Source organism: Novosphingobium sp. EMRT-2 (genome assembly GCF_005145025.1).
In the GTDB taxonomy this organism is placed as follows: Bacteria; Pseudomonadota; Alphaproteobacteria; order Sphingomonadales; family Sphingomonadaceae; genus Novosphingobium.
The window spans coordinates 68,838-83,827 of the sequence record NZ_CP039697.1 but is presented as its reverse complement, the minus strand read 5'-3'; the positions used below and the strand labels follow the sequence as shown (position 1 = coordinate 83,827).

11 protein-coding genes are annotated in these 14,990 nt (G+C 66.3%); 8 read left to right on the top strand and 3 right to left on the bottom strand.

The genetic code is table 11. From position 1 onward, the window contains the following. Window positions 1–26: 26 nt before the first annotated feature. The 3 genes from FA702_RS18610 to FA702_RS18600 all read right to left on the bottom strand — a co-directional run bounded on the left by FA702_RS18610 (window position 27) and on the right by FA702_RS18600 (window position 4,635). Window positions 27–1,025 (bottom strand): MBL fold metallo-hydrolase, encoded by a 999-nt coding sequence (locus FA702_RS18610; protein ID WP_136957626.1) that lies wholly within the window; start codon window positions 1,023–1,025, stop codon window positions 27–29. 35 nt (window positions 1,026–1,060) lie between these two features. Then, the gene (locus FA702_RS18605; RefSeq protein ID WP_136957625.1) at window positions 1,061–2,149 is read right to left on the bottom strand and encodes an MBL fold metallo-hydrolase; all 1,089 of its coding nucleotides are present in this window, start codon (window positions 2,147–2,149) and stop codon (window positions 1,061–1,063) included. A 74-nt stretch (window positions 2,150–2,223) separates the two neighbouring features. Beyond that, window positions 2,224–4,635, bottom strand: coding sequence for a TonB-dependent receptor (locus FA702_RS18600; protein WP_136957624.1), 2,412 nt, complete (start codon window positions 4,633–4,635; stop codon window positions 2,224–2,226). Window positions 4,636–4,867: 232 nt separating this feature from the next. Between FA702_RS18600 and FA702_RS18595 the strand changes: the two genes are divergently transcribed. From FA702_RS18595 to atzF, 8 genes are read left to right on the top strand one after another with little or no spacing between them, the layout of a single operon-like run. After that, complete coding sequence (locus FA702_RS18595; RefSeq protein WP_136957623.1) at window positions 4,868–5,953, top strand: putative urea ABC transporter substrate-binding protein; 1,086 nt, start codon at window positions 4,868–4,870, stop codon at window positions 5,951–5,953. A 44-nt stretch (window positions 5,954–5,997) separates the two neighbouring features. Beyond that, the gene (locus tag FA702_RS18590; protein WP_136957622.1) at window positions 5,998–6,813 is read left to right on the top strand and encodes an ABC transporter permease; all 816 of its coding nucleotides are present in this window, start codon (window positions 5,998–6,000) and stop codon (window positions 6,811–6,813) included. Further along, window positions 6,810–7,586, top strand: a complete 777-nt coding sequence (locus tag FA702_RS18585; protein WP_124810406.1) for an ATP-binding cassette domain-containing protein — start codon at window positions 6,810–6,812, stop codon at window positions 7,584–7,586. Before FA702_RS18590 ends, FA702_RS18585 begins: the two co-directional genes overlap by 4 nt. 12 nt (window positions 7,587–7,598) lie before the next feature. Then, window positions 7,599–8,123: a CopG family ribbon-helix-helix protein gene (locus FA702_RS18580; protein ID WP_255504880.1), complete on the top strand. Its 525-nt coding sequence runs from the start codon at window positions 7,599–7,601 to the stop codon at window positions 8,121–8,123. Continuing rightward, entirely contained in the window at window positions 8,120–8,944 is an 825-nt protein-coding gene (locus FA702_RS18575; RefSeq protein WP_136957621.1) for an urea amidolyase associated protein UAAP1, read from the top strand. The genes FA702_RS18580 and FA702_RS18575 overlap by 4 nt, the downstream gene beginning before the upstream one ends. Before the next feature lie 17 nt (window positions 8,945–8,961). After that, window positions 8,962–9,597, top strand: a complete 636-nt coding sequence (locus tag FA702_RS18570) for an urea amidolyase associated protein UAAP2 (RefSeq protein WP_136957620.1) — start codon at window positions 8,962–8,964, stop codon at window positions 9,595–9,597. Further along, window positions 9,594–13,196 (top strand): urea carboxylase, encoded by a 3,603-nt coding sequence (uca, locus tag FA702_RS18565; RefSeq protein ID WP_136957619.1) that lies wholly within the window; start codon window positions 9,594–9,596, stop codon window positions 13,194–13,196. Before FA702_RS18570 ends, uca begins: the two co-directional genes overlap by 4 nt. Continuing rightward, on the top strand, window positions 13,193–14,962 hold the full coding sequence (gene atzF, locus FA702_RS18560) for an allophanate hydrolase (RefSeq protein WP_136957618.1): 1,770 nt from the start codon (window positions 13,193–13,195) through the stop codon (window positions 14,960–14,962). Before uca ends, atzF begins: the two co-directional genes overlap by 4 nt. Window positions 14,963–14,990 lie beyond the last annotated feature (28 nt).

Here is a 14,990-nt window from a genome sequence, read left to right as displayed (position 1 = left end):
CGCCGGCCAGCCGGCCGTCCCGCGTGTCAGTACCGATAGGGGTTCTGGTCGATCGTGGTGGTGCCGCGCGTCTGGTTGCACAGGAACACCGTGCCGGTGAAGTAGATGCCCGGCTTGGTGATCGTCTTGGCGTACTCGAACGCCTCACGCAGTTGCTGCACGGTCATCTGCACCGGCGCCTCGTCGGGCTGGTAGGTCATGCCATAGGCATAGTCCTGCCCGTCCTTGCTGATTTCGACATGGCAGCCCATCACGTGGCTGACCGGGTGCGTATCGCAGAAGTCGATCAGGCGCTTCATGCTGTCGAACCACGGCTGCCAGAAGCTGATGTAGCAGCGCCCGCGATAGAACATGTCCCCGGTGTAGAGGATCTGCGTGTAGGTATCGTAATGCGCGAATTCGGACATGACGTGGCCCGGCGATCCCCAGATCAGGATGTCGCGCCCGCCCAGGTCCAGCGTCACGCGCTCCTCGGGGAAATTGGTCATGCCCCAGAAGCCCATCATCTCTTCCTGGGTGAGGCCCATGTAGCGCGTATTCGGCCGGTCGGCGAACTGGTTGGTGGCCGCGTAGTGATCGGCGTGCAGGTGGCTGAACGCGACCAGCAGCTCCAGGCTGGCGGGATCGCGCCCGTTGCGCTTGCACCAGTCGGCGATGCAACCATCGACCACGCCGCGCAGGTCCCAGTCGTTGCGCAACTGGACGAAACCTTCGTCGAGCAGCAGCACGCGATCGTTGCCGAAGTAGAGCGGCGCGAACGGTGCTTCGTAGCTGTAGGCCTTGTTCTGGCGCAGGATGGCGGTGTGCGGGTTGTACCAGTGGACCTGCACCGGCGGATCGGTGTTGTCCATGCACGAAGGGGAACCGCAGATCCACCGGTCCGGGAAACTGCCCGGCGCGGGAAGATTGCTCTTGAAGTCGATCGGCGTGGCCGGCGCGGCCGCCCGCGCAAGGCCTGCGGCGCCAATGCTGCCGAGCGGCACTGCGGCGGCCGAGGAGGTGGTCAGGAACGTGCGACGATCCATGGGTCTCGTCCTTGTCGAAAAAGGGATAGGGCGTTTCAGAACGGCCGGGGCGGATTGATGTTGGGCACGCCTTCAGGCCATTCCAGCGTGCGCTGATCCGGGCTGACGTTGTTGAGCAGGATGAAGTCCGGGCGGATCAGCATCCGGTCGTGCCCCTGGATCTCGCGTGCATACTGGATTGCCTCGTCCAGCACTGCCGGCACCATTTCCAGAACCCGCTCATAGGGCTTGTAGGTGGCGAAACGGGGGTAGGCCTTGCCGGGCACGAACATCATCTCGATGTGTCCACCCATGATCCACTTGACCGGATGGCTGGCGGTCCACGCCTTCAACCGTTCGAGCGAGGCAAGGAAATCCCTGTCGTTGGCAATGTTGATCTTGCCGGGAAACAGCAGGTCGCCGGTGAACAGGAAATCGCAATAGGGATCGTAGAAGCTGACGCCATCCTTGTGCGTGCCGGGCGTGGGGATCACGTCTATCACCCGGCCGCCAAGGTCGATCCGGCCCGTGCCCGCCGGCCAGCTTGCGGCAAGCCCGTAGTGCTGCTTCATCACCGCGAGCGGCGTGGGCACGATCGTCGTGCCCGGACGCCCGGCGAATTGCCGCAACCCCTGGTTCTGCGCCACGTCCTCGCCCGAAGTGCAGGCGACGGTCAGCGGAATGTCGCGCCAGCCGCGCACCTGCCCGATGCGGGCGATGATCGCGTCGACCGTTTCGCGCAGCGGATAGAGGTGGGCCTCGGCCGTGGCGCCGCTGTCGATCAGCAGCGCGCCCTTGTTGCCGAACAGCAGGTAGGTGAACGGCGCTTCCCAATGGACGCACACGTTCTGGCGCAGGATGAAGGTGTCCTCGTTGTACTGGATCACCTGCACGCGCGGATCGCGGTTCTTCGCCGCGACGTTGGAACCGTAGGTCCAGCGGAACCCGATGGCTCCCGGCGCGGGGCCATCGCAGGCGTAGCCATGGACCACGGGCTTGCCGCGATGGAGCGGAACCGCGCTGTCGGTGTTGCGGGCACCGGGCAGGTTGTACCCCAGATCGGGATTGCCATTGGGATAGACGCGGCCCGTAGCGGACTGCGGATTGCCCGACAGCGCGGGATTGTAGGTTTTGGTCGGTTCCATCGGACACTCCTGGGAAAAGCCTGCGGAATGCGATCGGGGCCAAGCCTTTCGGCAAGGCCCCGATCAGATGTCACTCAAAACCGCTTGGTGAATTCCACGCCGAACTTGCGCGGCGACAGCACGTTGTTCGCATAATAGCGCGAAACGATACCGTCGTTGACAATCCGGCGCGAGAGATCGTTGCCCACCGATGTCACCGCGAACTTGTCGAAGATGTTGTCGGCATAGGCGCGGAATTCGAGATCCGGCCCCAGCTTGTAGGTGATCGAGGCGCGATGCACGGTATAGGCGGGCAGCACCTCACCGTTCCCCAGCGCGCCAACGCGCGAGAGGATGTTGCCGGTGTAGGTCGCGGTCCAGGTAAAGACCATGCTGTCGCGTTCGTTGACCGGCAGTTCGTAAACCGCACCCAGGCTGCCGGAATTCTTGGTCGATCCCGGAAGCCGCGCGCCGGCCAGCGCATCCACCGCGCCGCCTTCCACCTTCAGCAGGTCCGGCACCGTCTGGGTCAGATGCGCATCGTTGTAGGCATAGCTGCCGTTGATGGTCAGCCCTTCGAAGGGCTTGGCGGTGAACGTCAGTTCGATGCCCTTCGAAACGGCCTTGCCGCCATTGACGGTAATGCCGGTCGCACCGTTTACCGTCTGGCCGGCAAGCTGGATGCCGTCCCAGTCGATGTGATAGGCCGCGATGCTGCCGCGCAGCTTGCCGCCGAACAGCGTGGCACGAACGCCCACTTCGATGTTTTTGGTGGTATCGGGCTGATAGGACAGTTCGTTAGGCAGGGCGCAGATGTTCTGGCCCGGCGGCAACGGCAGCACGCACGGCGCAACGCGGTTCACACCGCCGATGCGATAGCCCTTGCTGTAGGTGGCGTAGGCCATCAGATCGGGAGAGAACTTGTACGAGCCGTTGAACTTCCAGACCACACCGTTGTCCTTGGTGCTGCCCGAACGCGAGCGGAAATTGATGTTCGGATAGGTCTGGAAAAGCGGCAGCGCCTGACCGCCGTTCACGAAAGCATCGTAGTTGTAATAGCGGGCACCGCCGGTGAACTGCAGGTTCTTGATCGGCGTTACGCTGAGTTCGCCAAAAACCGCCTTTTCCTTGGTGCGGCTGTCAACGAACGAGGCATATTCCACTTCGTCCGGGCGGTTGATCCCGGCATAGGCCGGATAGCCAGGCACGATTTCGCGATACTGCGATTTGGTGCGGAAGTTGTTGTAGAACCCGCCCAGAACCCAGCTGAAAGGCCCGCCGTGCTTGGAAACGAGGCGGATTTCCTGGTTGAACTGGTCGTATTTGACGTTCTGCTTGGTGTAGCCGGAAAACGCCGGGAACAGTTCGTAACCGTAATCGAGATCGATCAGCAGGTCGGTCACGTCGACGGAGCTGTCGATCGTCTGCTTCGTGATCGCCGTTGCCGAAACCAGCTGGGCAATCTCGCCAATGTCTGCCTCGACCTCGGCCGCATAGAGGTGCGCCTTGCGCTTCGACGGTTCGAGATAGCGCCACGGCGCCTGGTACTTGCTGGTGCCGAACACGCCACCGCCGTTGGCCTGCCGACCGTTGGTGTCGGTGGTCTGGTAGGCATAGGTCAGGTAGACCTTGAGCCAGTCAGCCGGGAAAATGCCAAGCTGGTTGCGCGTCGTTAACGTGTGCTCGAAGTTGGCGTCCTTGTAGGTGTGCAGGTTCGCCTTGATCTGGTCGGGCGTGCCGATCGAGCCGAAGAACGTGCCGGGCTGCTGCGGCTGCGCCAGGGAAACGCCCGGCGTGTTCACCAGATAGACGTAATCCATGAAGCCGGGATCGTTGTAGTATCCCGTGGTCGAACGGAAGGCGATCTTGCCGGGAACGATCGGAATGTTGATCGTGCCGTCCATCTGGAAGCCCGGCTTTGACGAATGCGATACCCCGTAGACGCGGCCGTGGGCCGTGCCCGACCAGTTGTCCGGATCGGGACGGTTGGGAATGTAGCGGATCGCCCCCGCCAGCGTACCCAGGCCATAGAGCGTGCCTTGCGGGCCAAGCAGAACCTCGATCCGATCCATGTCGAGGAACTTGAAGTCCTGATAGAGCGGAATTTCGCCCATATAGGTGGCGAGCGTGTTGTTGTAGTTGTCACCGAAGCTGCTGTTGTCGTCAGCGCTGAGACCACGCAGAACGATCGTGCCGGTATTGCGCGGTCCGGTGTCCTGCACGGTAATGCCGGGCGTGAACGCCGCCAGCGACCGCACATCGTCGATGTGATCGCGCTTGAGGCTGTCGGCCGTGACGGCCGCGATGTTGATTGGCGCATCCTGGATGCTCACCGAACGGCGCGTGCCGGTGACGACGATGGTTTCCAGACCTTCGGCGGACGGATCGGCCGGCACGTCCGCCGACGCCTCGGCGGGAGCGGTCTGCGCGAATCCGGGCGTTCCCCAGACTCCGACGAGCGCGGTTGCGGATAAGATGGCGGCGCGGAATGCGTTCTTTTGCACCATGTAGCGGCTCCCCAATTGCCACGGCCTACCGCCCTCCTCCCCATGAGACGGGCGGCGGCTAAATGCCTCAGGGGGCATTCTCTCCCGGAACTGCGGATGCTTCGGCTTCCTGCGGCCGATCGCGATGCGAGGGAAAGCTAGGGATATTACAAAAGTGCGCAATGGTAATAATGACGCATAGACAAACGCCTTTGGATGCGGCAATGTTGCAGTGCAAAAAGGGGTCTCACTCATGCTGAACCGGATTCGCGTCGCTGGAACGATCACCCTTATGGCCGGGGCCTTGCTGGCCGCGTCCTGCTCATCCGGGGGTGGCACGAAGGCCGAGTCGCGGACCGAGTTCAACATCGGCTGGTCGATCTATGCCGGCTGGATGCCCTGGCCCTATGCGCAGCAAGCGGGCATCGTGAAGAAGTGGGCCGACAAGTACGGCGTGAAGATCAACATCGTTCAGGTGAACGACTACGTCGAATCGGTGAACCAGTACACCGCCGGCAAGCTGGACGGCGTCACGGTCGCCAACATGGATGCGCTGACCATTCCCGCCGCAGGCGGCAAGGACACCACCTCGCTCATCATGGGGGACTATTCCAACGGCAACGACGGCATCGTGCTCAAGGGCGCCGACAACCTGGCCGCGATCAAGGGACAGCAGGTCTATCTCGCCGAACTGTCGGTGTCCCACTACCTGCTCGCCCGCGCGCTCAATTCGATCGGGCTGCAACTGACCGACGTGAAGACGGTGAACACCTCGGACGCGGACATCGTCAGCGCCTGGGCCAGCCCGCAGGCAACCGCCGCGGTCGCCTGGAATCCGCAGCTTTCGGTAATGAAAGCGCAGCCGGGCGCCAAGCTGGTGTTCGATTCGTCGAAGATCCCCGGCGAGATTCTCGATCTGCTGGTGGTGGATACGGCGACGCTGAAGGCCAATCCCAACCTAGGCAAGGCGCTGACCGCGATCTGGTACGAGACGACGGCGCTGATGCTGCGGCAGGACGAACAGGGCAAGGCCGCGCGCGCGGCGATGGCCAAGCTGGCGGGGACGACGCCGGAGGTGTTCGACAGCCAGTTGGCGACCACGCACCTCTATGCCGATCCCAAGGAAGCGGTGGAGGCTACGTCCGCGCCGGCGCTGATCACCACGATGACCCGCGTGCGCGATTTCAGCTTCTCCAAGGGGCTGTTCGGCCAGGGCGCGAAGTCGGCCGACGCGGTGGGCATGGCCTTCCCCGGCGGCAAGACCCTGGGCGATCCGGGGCATGTAACCCTGCGCTTCGACGAAAGCTTCATGAAAATGGCCGCCGACGGCAAGCTTTGAGCCGGCCCGGTGCCCGTTGATTGTACGAACCAAGTAGAGGTCCCATGCGCTGGGTAAACCGCCAGATCCGGCCGGGCAATCGCGTGCTGCTAGGCGCCGCGCCGGTCGTGATCCTGATCATCTTCTATCTGTTCATGGCCGCCAGCCGCCATGCCGCCAACCCCTCGGACAAGATCCTGCCCCTGCCCGGCGGCATGGTGGAGGCCATGTCCGGGCTGCTGAGCGAGCCGGACGCGCTTTCAGGACAGATCGTGTTCTGGGCCGATACGCTGGCGAGCCTGCAACGCCTCGGGCTGGGGCTGGCCATCTCCACCGTCTCGGCGCTGCTCGTTGGACTGGTGCTGGGCGTGCTGCCGCCAGTGCGCACCACGTTCGGTCCGCTGGTCACCGGCATCGCGGTGATCCCGCCGATCGCGCTGCTGCCGATCCTGTTCATCGCCTTCGGCCTGGGCGAGACCGCCAAGGTGGCGCTGATCGTGGTCGGCATCGCGCCCTTCATGATCCGCGATATCGCCGCGCATGTCGCCAGCCTGCCGCGCGAACAGATCATCAAGGCGCAGACCTTGGGCGCAAGCAGCTGGCAACTGATGCTGCGCGTGGCGCTGCCACAGGCGATGCCGCGCCTGATCCAGGCGGTGCGCCTCTCGCTGGGGCCGGCCTGGGTGTTCCTGATCTCGGCCGAGGCGATCGCGTCCGATGTCGGGCTGGGGTACCGCATCTTCCTTGTCCGCCGCTACCTCTCGATGGACATCATCCTGCCCTACGTCGCGTGGATCGCGCTGCTGGCGATCGTGATGGACGTGGCGCTGGTGAAGCTCAGCCATCGTCTTTACCCCTGGGCGCATGGAGCCGGACATTGAGCGCGCTCCTCAGCCTGCGCGACCTGTGGGTCGAATACGGCGACAAGGTCGTGCTCGAACGGGTGAACCTCGACATCGAGGCGGGGTCCTTCGTGTCGATCATCGGCCCGTCCGGCGCGGGCAAAAGCAGCCTTCTGCGTGTCGTGCTGGGGCAGGAACGGCCCACGCGCGGCTCGATCCTGCTCGATGGCGTGCCGCTGGCGCCGGAATGCGGTCCGGATCGCGGCGTGGTGTTCCAGCGCTATTCGGTATTTCCGCACCTGTCCGCGCTGCGCAATGTGATGTTCGGGCTGGAATGCGCGGAAGCGCCCTTCACCGCGCGGCTGTTCGGCGCACGCCGCCGCGCCGCGGCCGCCGAAGCGGCGGACATGCTCGCCGCCGTCGGGCTGGGCGACAGCCTGGATCTGCTTCCGGCGGAGATGTCGGGCGGGATGCAGCAGCGCCTGGCCATCGCGCAGGCGCTGATCAAGCGGCCCCGCATCCTGCTGCTGGACGAGCCGTTCGGCGCGCTCGATCCGGGTATCCGGGCCGACATGCACGCGCTGATCACGCGGCTGTGGCGGGACTATTCGCTCACCATCCTGATGGTGACGCACGATCTGCGCGAAGCCTTTGCGCTGGGCACGCGCGTCCTCACGCTCGACAAGCGCCGGATCGATCCGCACGCGCCGCACCGCTTTGGCGCGACCGCCGTTTACGACCTGCGGCTGAAGCCTCGTCCGGTTCCGACGAACGACGAGAGTATTACACTTGACCAAGTTAGTAATAATTGAGAGACCTGCGTCATGAGCACCGAGCCTCCTCTCGCCAACCTTGCCCGGCTCAGCATGAGCCTTCCGGCGGAACTGTTCCGCCAGCTTGACGTGATGGTGGAGGAACGCGGCCTGCCGTCGCGTTCCCAGCTGATCGCCGAACTGATTCGCCACGCCCTGGCCGAGCACGAAGCCCTGACCCGTCCCGACGAGATGCTCGCCGGCACGATCACCTTGGTCTATCGGGGCGATCGCGGGCGGGTGCGGCACCAGCTTGCCCAGACGCAGGCCGATTACCTCAAGGAGGTCATCTCCTCGCAGCACGTCTTCCTCGAAGACGATCAGTCGCTCGAAGTCCTGCTCGTGCAGGGTCCGGCGGTACGGCTGAAGGCGCTGTGCGACGCGCTGCGGGGCATTCGCGGTGTCCACCAGCTCGAACTGGTCACCACCACCGCGCTGCTGCCGCCGCTGTACGAACAGGATGATGTGGAGGCCGATGGCAGCGGCATCCGGGAACAGAAGCCCGCGCGCGGCGCGCGCAAGGGAGCCGCCGCATGAGCGCCGCGCTGGCCGATCCGCTCGCCGCGCGCGATCACGCGCGGGCCATGGGCGGCACGAAAGTGGAAGCGATGCCGGTGCTTCCGCCGGTTGCCGAAGACCTCCCGGCCGGTGTCCCTGCCGACGACCTGCTGTGGGAAGAAGTAGTGGCCGCCGGCGGCTATGCCACGCGCCGGCTGGCACGCGGCACGCGCCTGCGCCTGATCGACCTGCGCGGTGATGCCTGCGCCTCGCTGATGGTCTTCAACGCCGAAATGCCCACCGAGCGGCTCAACGTCGCCGATACGGTCAAGGTCCAGTGGAACGCCTATCTGGGCGCGGGCAAGCTGCTGCTGTCGGACATGGGCCGCGTGCTGATGAGCATCGTCGAGGACGACGCCGGAACGCACGACGCGTTCTGCGGTACCTCCAACGCGGCGACCAACGCCGCGCGCTACGGCGAAGGCCGCAACAGCGGGGCCTTCCCCAACGGGCGCGACCGCCTGCTGCTGGGCGCGGCGAAGCACGGCCTTGGCCGCCGCGACGTGCATCCCTGCATCAACCTGTTCAAGGGCACGCGGATCGAGGCGGACGGCACGATCACGCCGCTGGTCGGTCCCTACGACCCCGGCCGCTCCGTGCTGTTGCGGGCCGAAATGGACGTGATCGTGGTCATCACCAATTGCCCGCACGTGCTCGATCCGCGCCCGGACTGGACCGTGACCCCGCTGCGCCTTTCGGCCTGGCGCGGCCCGGTGACGCCGGCCGATGACGCGATCCGCAATGCGACGCCGGAAGGCCTGCGCGCCTTCCTCAACGTCGAAGACTACTACCGCCGCTAGCCAAGGAATTCGCCAGCATGAGCGTGGACTCCCATACCGCCGGGCTTCCCGGCACCATCGTGCACGACGAGATCGTGCCGTCGCGCGCGCCGTGGCTGCACCATGTCGCCGCCGGGCAGACGCTGCGGATCGTCGATCTGGAAGGCAACCAGGCGGTCGATTTCCTACTCTATGCCACGGCCGACGATGCCGAACGCTACAGCGCGCAGGATACGGTGGCGGCACAGGGCAACCTGTTTCTGCGCGCCGGAACCGTGCTGCGATCGAACGAGGGGCGGCCGATGATGGTCATCACCGGCACCTCGGTCGATTACCACGACACCATCGGCGGCGCGTGTTCATGCGAATCCAATACGCTGCGCTACGGCCATCACACCAAGGCGCAGCACGCCTGCGTCGAGAACTTCCTTGAGGCGAACCTGATCGAGGGGCGCAGCAAGCGCGACATCGTTTCGAACATCAATTTCTTCATGAACGTTCCCGTCGAGGCCGACGGCGCGCTCGGCATCGTCGACGGGATTTCGGCGCCGGGGCTTACGGTGGACCTGCGCGCGGAAATGGACGTGACGGTGGTCGTGTCCAACTGCCCGCAGATCAACAATCCCTGCAACGCGTTCAACCCGACGCCGGTACGGATGATCGTGGCGGCATGAGCTTCGATACGGTCCTGATCGCGAACCGGGGCGCCATCGCCACCCGGATCATCCGCACCCTGCGCCGCATGGGCCTGAAGTCGGTTGCCGTCTATTCGGAAGCCGATGTGGATTCGCTCCATGTCTCGCAGGCCGACGAAGCGGTCTGCATCGGCCCCGCCCCGGCGGCGGATAGCTATCTCAACGTCGCCGCGATCCTGGCGGCGGCCAAGGCCACGGGCGCGGGCGCGATCCATCCGGGCTATGGCTTCCTGGCCGAAAACGCCGAGTTCGCGGAAGCGTGCGCGGCGGCCGGCATCGCCTTCATCGGGCCAAACCCCGACAATATCCGCACCTTCGGCCTCAAGCACAGCGCGCGCGCGCTGGCGCGCGCCCATGGCGTGCCGCTGGCGCCGGGCACCGAACTGCTTCAGGACGAGGACGAGGCCGTCACGGCGGCGCGCGAGATCGGATACCCGGTCATGCTGAAGGCCACGGCCGGCGGCGGCGGCATCGGCATGCGCGTGTGCGAGGACGATGACGCGGTGCGGCAGGGCTTCGCCGCCGTGGCGCGGCTGGGCGAAGGCAACTTCGGCGATGCTGGCGTGTTCCTGGAAAGCTACGTCGGCCGCGCGCGCCACATCGAGGTGCAGATCTTCGGCGATGGCACCGGCCGGATCATGGCGCTGGGCGAGCGTGACTGTTCGCTCCAGCGCCGTAACCAGAAGGTCGTGGAAGAAGCGCTCGCGCCGAACCTGCCCGCCAGCGTGCGCGCCGAACTGATCGCCGCCGCCGTCCGGCTGGGCGAGGCCGCGCGATACAAGTCGGCCGGCACGGTCGAGTTCCTCTACGATGCCGAACGCGAGCGGTTCTTCTTCCTGGAGATGAACACGCGCCTGCAAGTCGAACACGGCGTGACCGAAGAGGTCATGGGTATCGACCTGGTCGAATGGATGATCCGCGGCGCGGCCGGCGATTTCGCGATGCTCGATGCGCCGGCGCCGCAACCCAAGGGGCACGCCATCCAGGTGCGCCTCTATGCCGAAGATCCTGCGCTCGATTATCGCCCGACATCCGGCACGCTCACCGCGGTAAGTTTCCCCGGGGATATTCGCGCCGAAACATGGTGCATGGCGGGCACCACGGTCAGCGCGTGGTACGATCCGATGCTCGCCAAGCTGATCGTCCATGCGCCCACGCGGGCCGAGGCGGTCACGGCGATGCAGCAGGCGCTCGACGCCAGCCGCGTCGACGGGATCGAAACCAACCTGCGCTGGCTGCGCGATGTGGTGCGCGCGGCCCCGTTCGTGGCCGGCGATGTTTCCACCCGCCTGCTCGACGGGCTGAATTTCGGCCCGCGCGGCATCCGCGTGATCAGCGGCGGCACCGCAACCACCGTGCAGGACTGGCCGGGCCGGCAAGGCCTGTGGGCCATCGGCGTGCCGCCATCCGGCCCGATGGACGACCAGTCGTTCCGCCTCGGCAACCGCCTGCTCGGCAATCCCGAAGGCACAGCCGGGCTGGAAATGACCATCACCGGGCCGATCCTGCTGTTCAACGCGCCCGCGCGCGTCTGCCTGATGGGGGCGGACTTCAAGGCCCGGCTCGATGGCGTTCCGGTCGAGCGCGGCGTGGCGATCGACATCGCGGCCGGGCAGACGCTGGCGTTCGGCCGCGTTACCGGCGGCGGGCTGCGCGGCTATATCCTGATCGCCGGCGGGCTCGACGTGCCGCCCTATCTCGACAGCCGCAGCACGTTCGAGCTGGGCCAGTTCGGCGGCCATGCCGCGCGCCGGCTGCTCGCGGGTGATACGCTGCATCCGGCGGGCGCGGCCACGGGCGATGCCCTTCCCGCCGCGCCGCTGCCCGATCTGGCGAAGGAATGGACCCTGCGCGTGCTCTATGGCCCGCACGGCGCGCCGGACTTCTTCACCGATGCGGACATCGACACCATTCTGGCGGCGGAATGGCAGGTCCACTACAACAGCAACCGCACCGGCGTACGGCTGGTCGGCCCCAAGCCGCAATGGGCGCGCGCCGACGGGGGCGAGGCGGGGCTGCACCCGTCGAACATCCACGACAATCCCTATGCCATCGGCGCGGTGGATTTCACCGGCGACATGCCGATCATCCTCGGGCCTGATGGCCCCTCGCTCGGCGGTTTCGTCTGCCCGTTCGTGGTGATCGCGGCGGACCGCTGGAAGATCGGGCAACTCGCGCCCGGCGATCGCCTGTGCTTCCGCCCCGTGACGATCGAGGACGCGACCAAGGCCGACGCGGCGCAGCGTACGCTCGTCGCCAGCGGCACGGTGCCGGCCCCGACCGCCGCCCGCGCCATCGTCGATCTTTCCCCAATCCTGGCCGATCTTCCGGCGAAGGGCGAGCGCCCGCGCACCGTCTATCGCCAGCAGGGCGACCGCAACATCCTGGTCGAATACGGCCCGATCGTGCTCGACATCGAGTTGCGCATCCGTGTCCACGCGCTGATGGCGGAGCTGGAACGGATGGCGCTGCCCGGCGTGATCGACATCGTGCCCGGCATCCGTTCGCTCCAGTTCCATTTTGACGGCGTGCGGCTGGACCAGCACGCCGCGCTGGCCGCGCTGATCGATGCCGAGGAACGGCTGGGCGATCTGGAGGACTTCGCGGTTCCGTCGCGCATCGTCCACCTGCCGCTGAGCTGGCGTGATCCCGCCACGATCGAGACGATCCAGAAATACATCGCCGCCGTGCGCGATGATGCGCCGTGGTGCCCGGACAATATCGAATTCATCCGCCGCGTGAACGGCCTGCCCGATGCCGACTCGGTGGAGCAGGTGATCTTCGACGCCAGCTACCTCGTGCTGGGCCTGGGCGATGTCTATCTGGGCGCGCCGGTGGCAACGCCGGTCGATCCCCGGCACCGGCTGGTCACGACCAAGTACAATCCCGCGCGCACCTGGACCCCGCCCAACGTGGTCGGCATCGGCGGGGCCTACATGTGCATCTACGGCATGGAGGGACCGGGCGGATACCAGCTGTTCGGCCGCACCATCCAGGTGTGGAACACGCACCGCGAGACCGACGCGTTCGAGGCGGGCAAGCCGTGGCTGCTGCGCTTCTTCGACCAGATCCGCTTCTTCAAGGTGAGCGCCGAGGAACTGGCCGACTGGCGCCGGGATTTCCCCAGCGGGCGCCGGTCCATCCAGGTCGAGGAATCGGAGTTCCGCCTGGCCGATTACCGCGCGTTCCTGCGCGACAACGCCGATACGATCGCCGCGTTCGAGGCGCAACGGCAGGCGGCCTTCGATGCCGAACGCACCGAATGGCAGCGCATCGGCGAATTCGACCGGGTGACCGACCTGACCGACCGGGATGGCGGAGCGGAACCCGCCGCCGCCATCGAGGTGCCGGACGGCGCCGACGTGATCGAGGCTCCGTTCGGCGGTGTGGTATGGAAGCTGCTGGTCGCCCCCGGCGACACGGTGGAAGCCGGCGACACGATCGCGGTGATCGAGGCGATGAAGATGGAATGCCCGGTCGAAAGCCCCGGCGCGGGCACGGTCGCCGCACTCTATCTGGAGGAGCGGCAATCGCTGCTGCCCGGTGCGCCGATGCTGGCGCTGAGCCCGCTGGCATGAGCGTGTCGTTCACCAGGCGCGGCGTTGCCGCCACCGCCGCCGCTATCACCAGCGGAGAAACCAGCGCGCTCGCCGTGATGGAAGAGACGCTGGCCCGCATCGCCGCCTACGATGCGGTGCAACCGCAGGCCTGGATCAGCCGCGCCGATCCCGAGGCGCTGCGCGAAGCCGCGCGTGCCGTCGATGCCCGCGTCGCGGCCGGCGAAGCGCTGCCGCTGGCGGGCGTGCCTTTCGCGGTGAAGGATAACATCGATGTCGCCGGCTTCGAGACGACAGCCGGCTGCCCCGCGTTCGCCTATCGCCCCGATGGTTCGTCGGACGTTACCGCGCGGCTGACAGCGGCCGGCGCGATCTGCGTCGGCAAGACCAACCTTGATCAGTTCGCCACCGGCCTTGTCGGCACGCGCACGCCCTATGGCATTCCGCGCAATGTGCATAACCTCGCCTATGTCAGCGGCGGATCGAGTTCGGGTTCGGCGGTCGTCGTCGCGGCGGGGCTGGTGCCCTTCGCGCTCGGCACCGACACCGCCGGATCGGGCCGCGTGCCCGCCGCGTTCAACCATCTCATCGGGTTCAAGCCCAGCAAGGGGCGGTGGAGCACGCGCGGCCTTGTTCCGGCCTGCCGCACGATCGATTGCATCACCGCGTTTACCGATGACATCGCCGGTGCGGCCCTGATCGATGCCGTGGTGGCGGGCTTCGATGCCGCCGATCCCTATTCCAAGCCGCTGGCCGATCGCCCGGTAGGCCGCGCGCGCATCGGCGTGCCTCGCCGGGCACAGCGCCTGTGGTTCGGCGATACCGAATCCGAATATCTCTATGACCGCGCGCTCGAAAAGCTCGGTACGCTGGGCGAGATCGTGGAGATCGACATGGCGCCGCTGCAGGAAGCGGCGCAGCTTCTCTACGGCGGCCCCTGGGTTGCCGAACGCACGGCTGCCATCGCCGGCATTCTCGCCAGCGATCCCGATGCGATCGACGAAACTGTGCGCAAGGTTGTCGAACCGGGGCGCGACATCGGCGCGGTCGCGCTGTTCAACGGCATCTATCGCCTGGCCGCGCTCAAGCGGCAGGCGGACCAGATGTGGGACGCCATCGACGTGCTGGCTTTCCCCACCACGGGCACGACCTATCGCGTGGCGGAACTGCTGGCTGCGCCGATCGCGCTCAACAGCAACCTCGGCGCCTATACCAACTTCGTGAACCTGCTCGACATGGCCGCCGTGGCCGTGCCGACCGGCGCGCGCGCTAATGCCACCGGCTTCGGGATCACCCTGATCGGGCCTGCCGATACCGATCAGGGTCTTTTGACGCTGGCCAACGACTACCTGGCGGCCGCCGACTTGCCGCCGCCACCGCCGCTCGATCTGGAGGGACGAATGCAGACCGTGAAACTCGCCGTCGTCGGCGCCCACCTCAAGGACATGCCGCTGCACTGGCAGCTCACCTCGCGCGAGGCCGCGTTCGTCGGCGCGTTCGAGACAGCGCCCACGTACCGGCTCTATGCCATCGCCGACAGCGTGCCGCCCAAGCCCGCGCTGGTGCACAGCGCCGATGGCGCGGCAATCGCGGTCGAGGTCTATGAACTCGATGTCGCCGCCTTCGGCAGCTTCGTGGCCGAAGTGGTGCCTCCGCTCGCGATCGGCACGGTGACGCTGGCCGACGGCAGCAGCGTGAAGGGCTTCGTCGCCGAACCACGCGCGATGGACGGGGCGACCGACATCACCCACCTGGGTGGCTGGCGCGCCTACATCGCGAGCCTCTAGCCGGAGTTGAGAGGGGCTGACGCAGCGC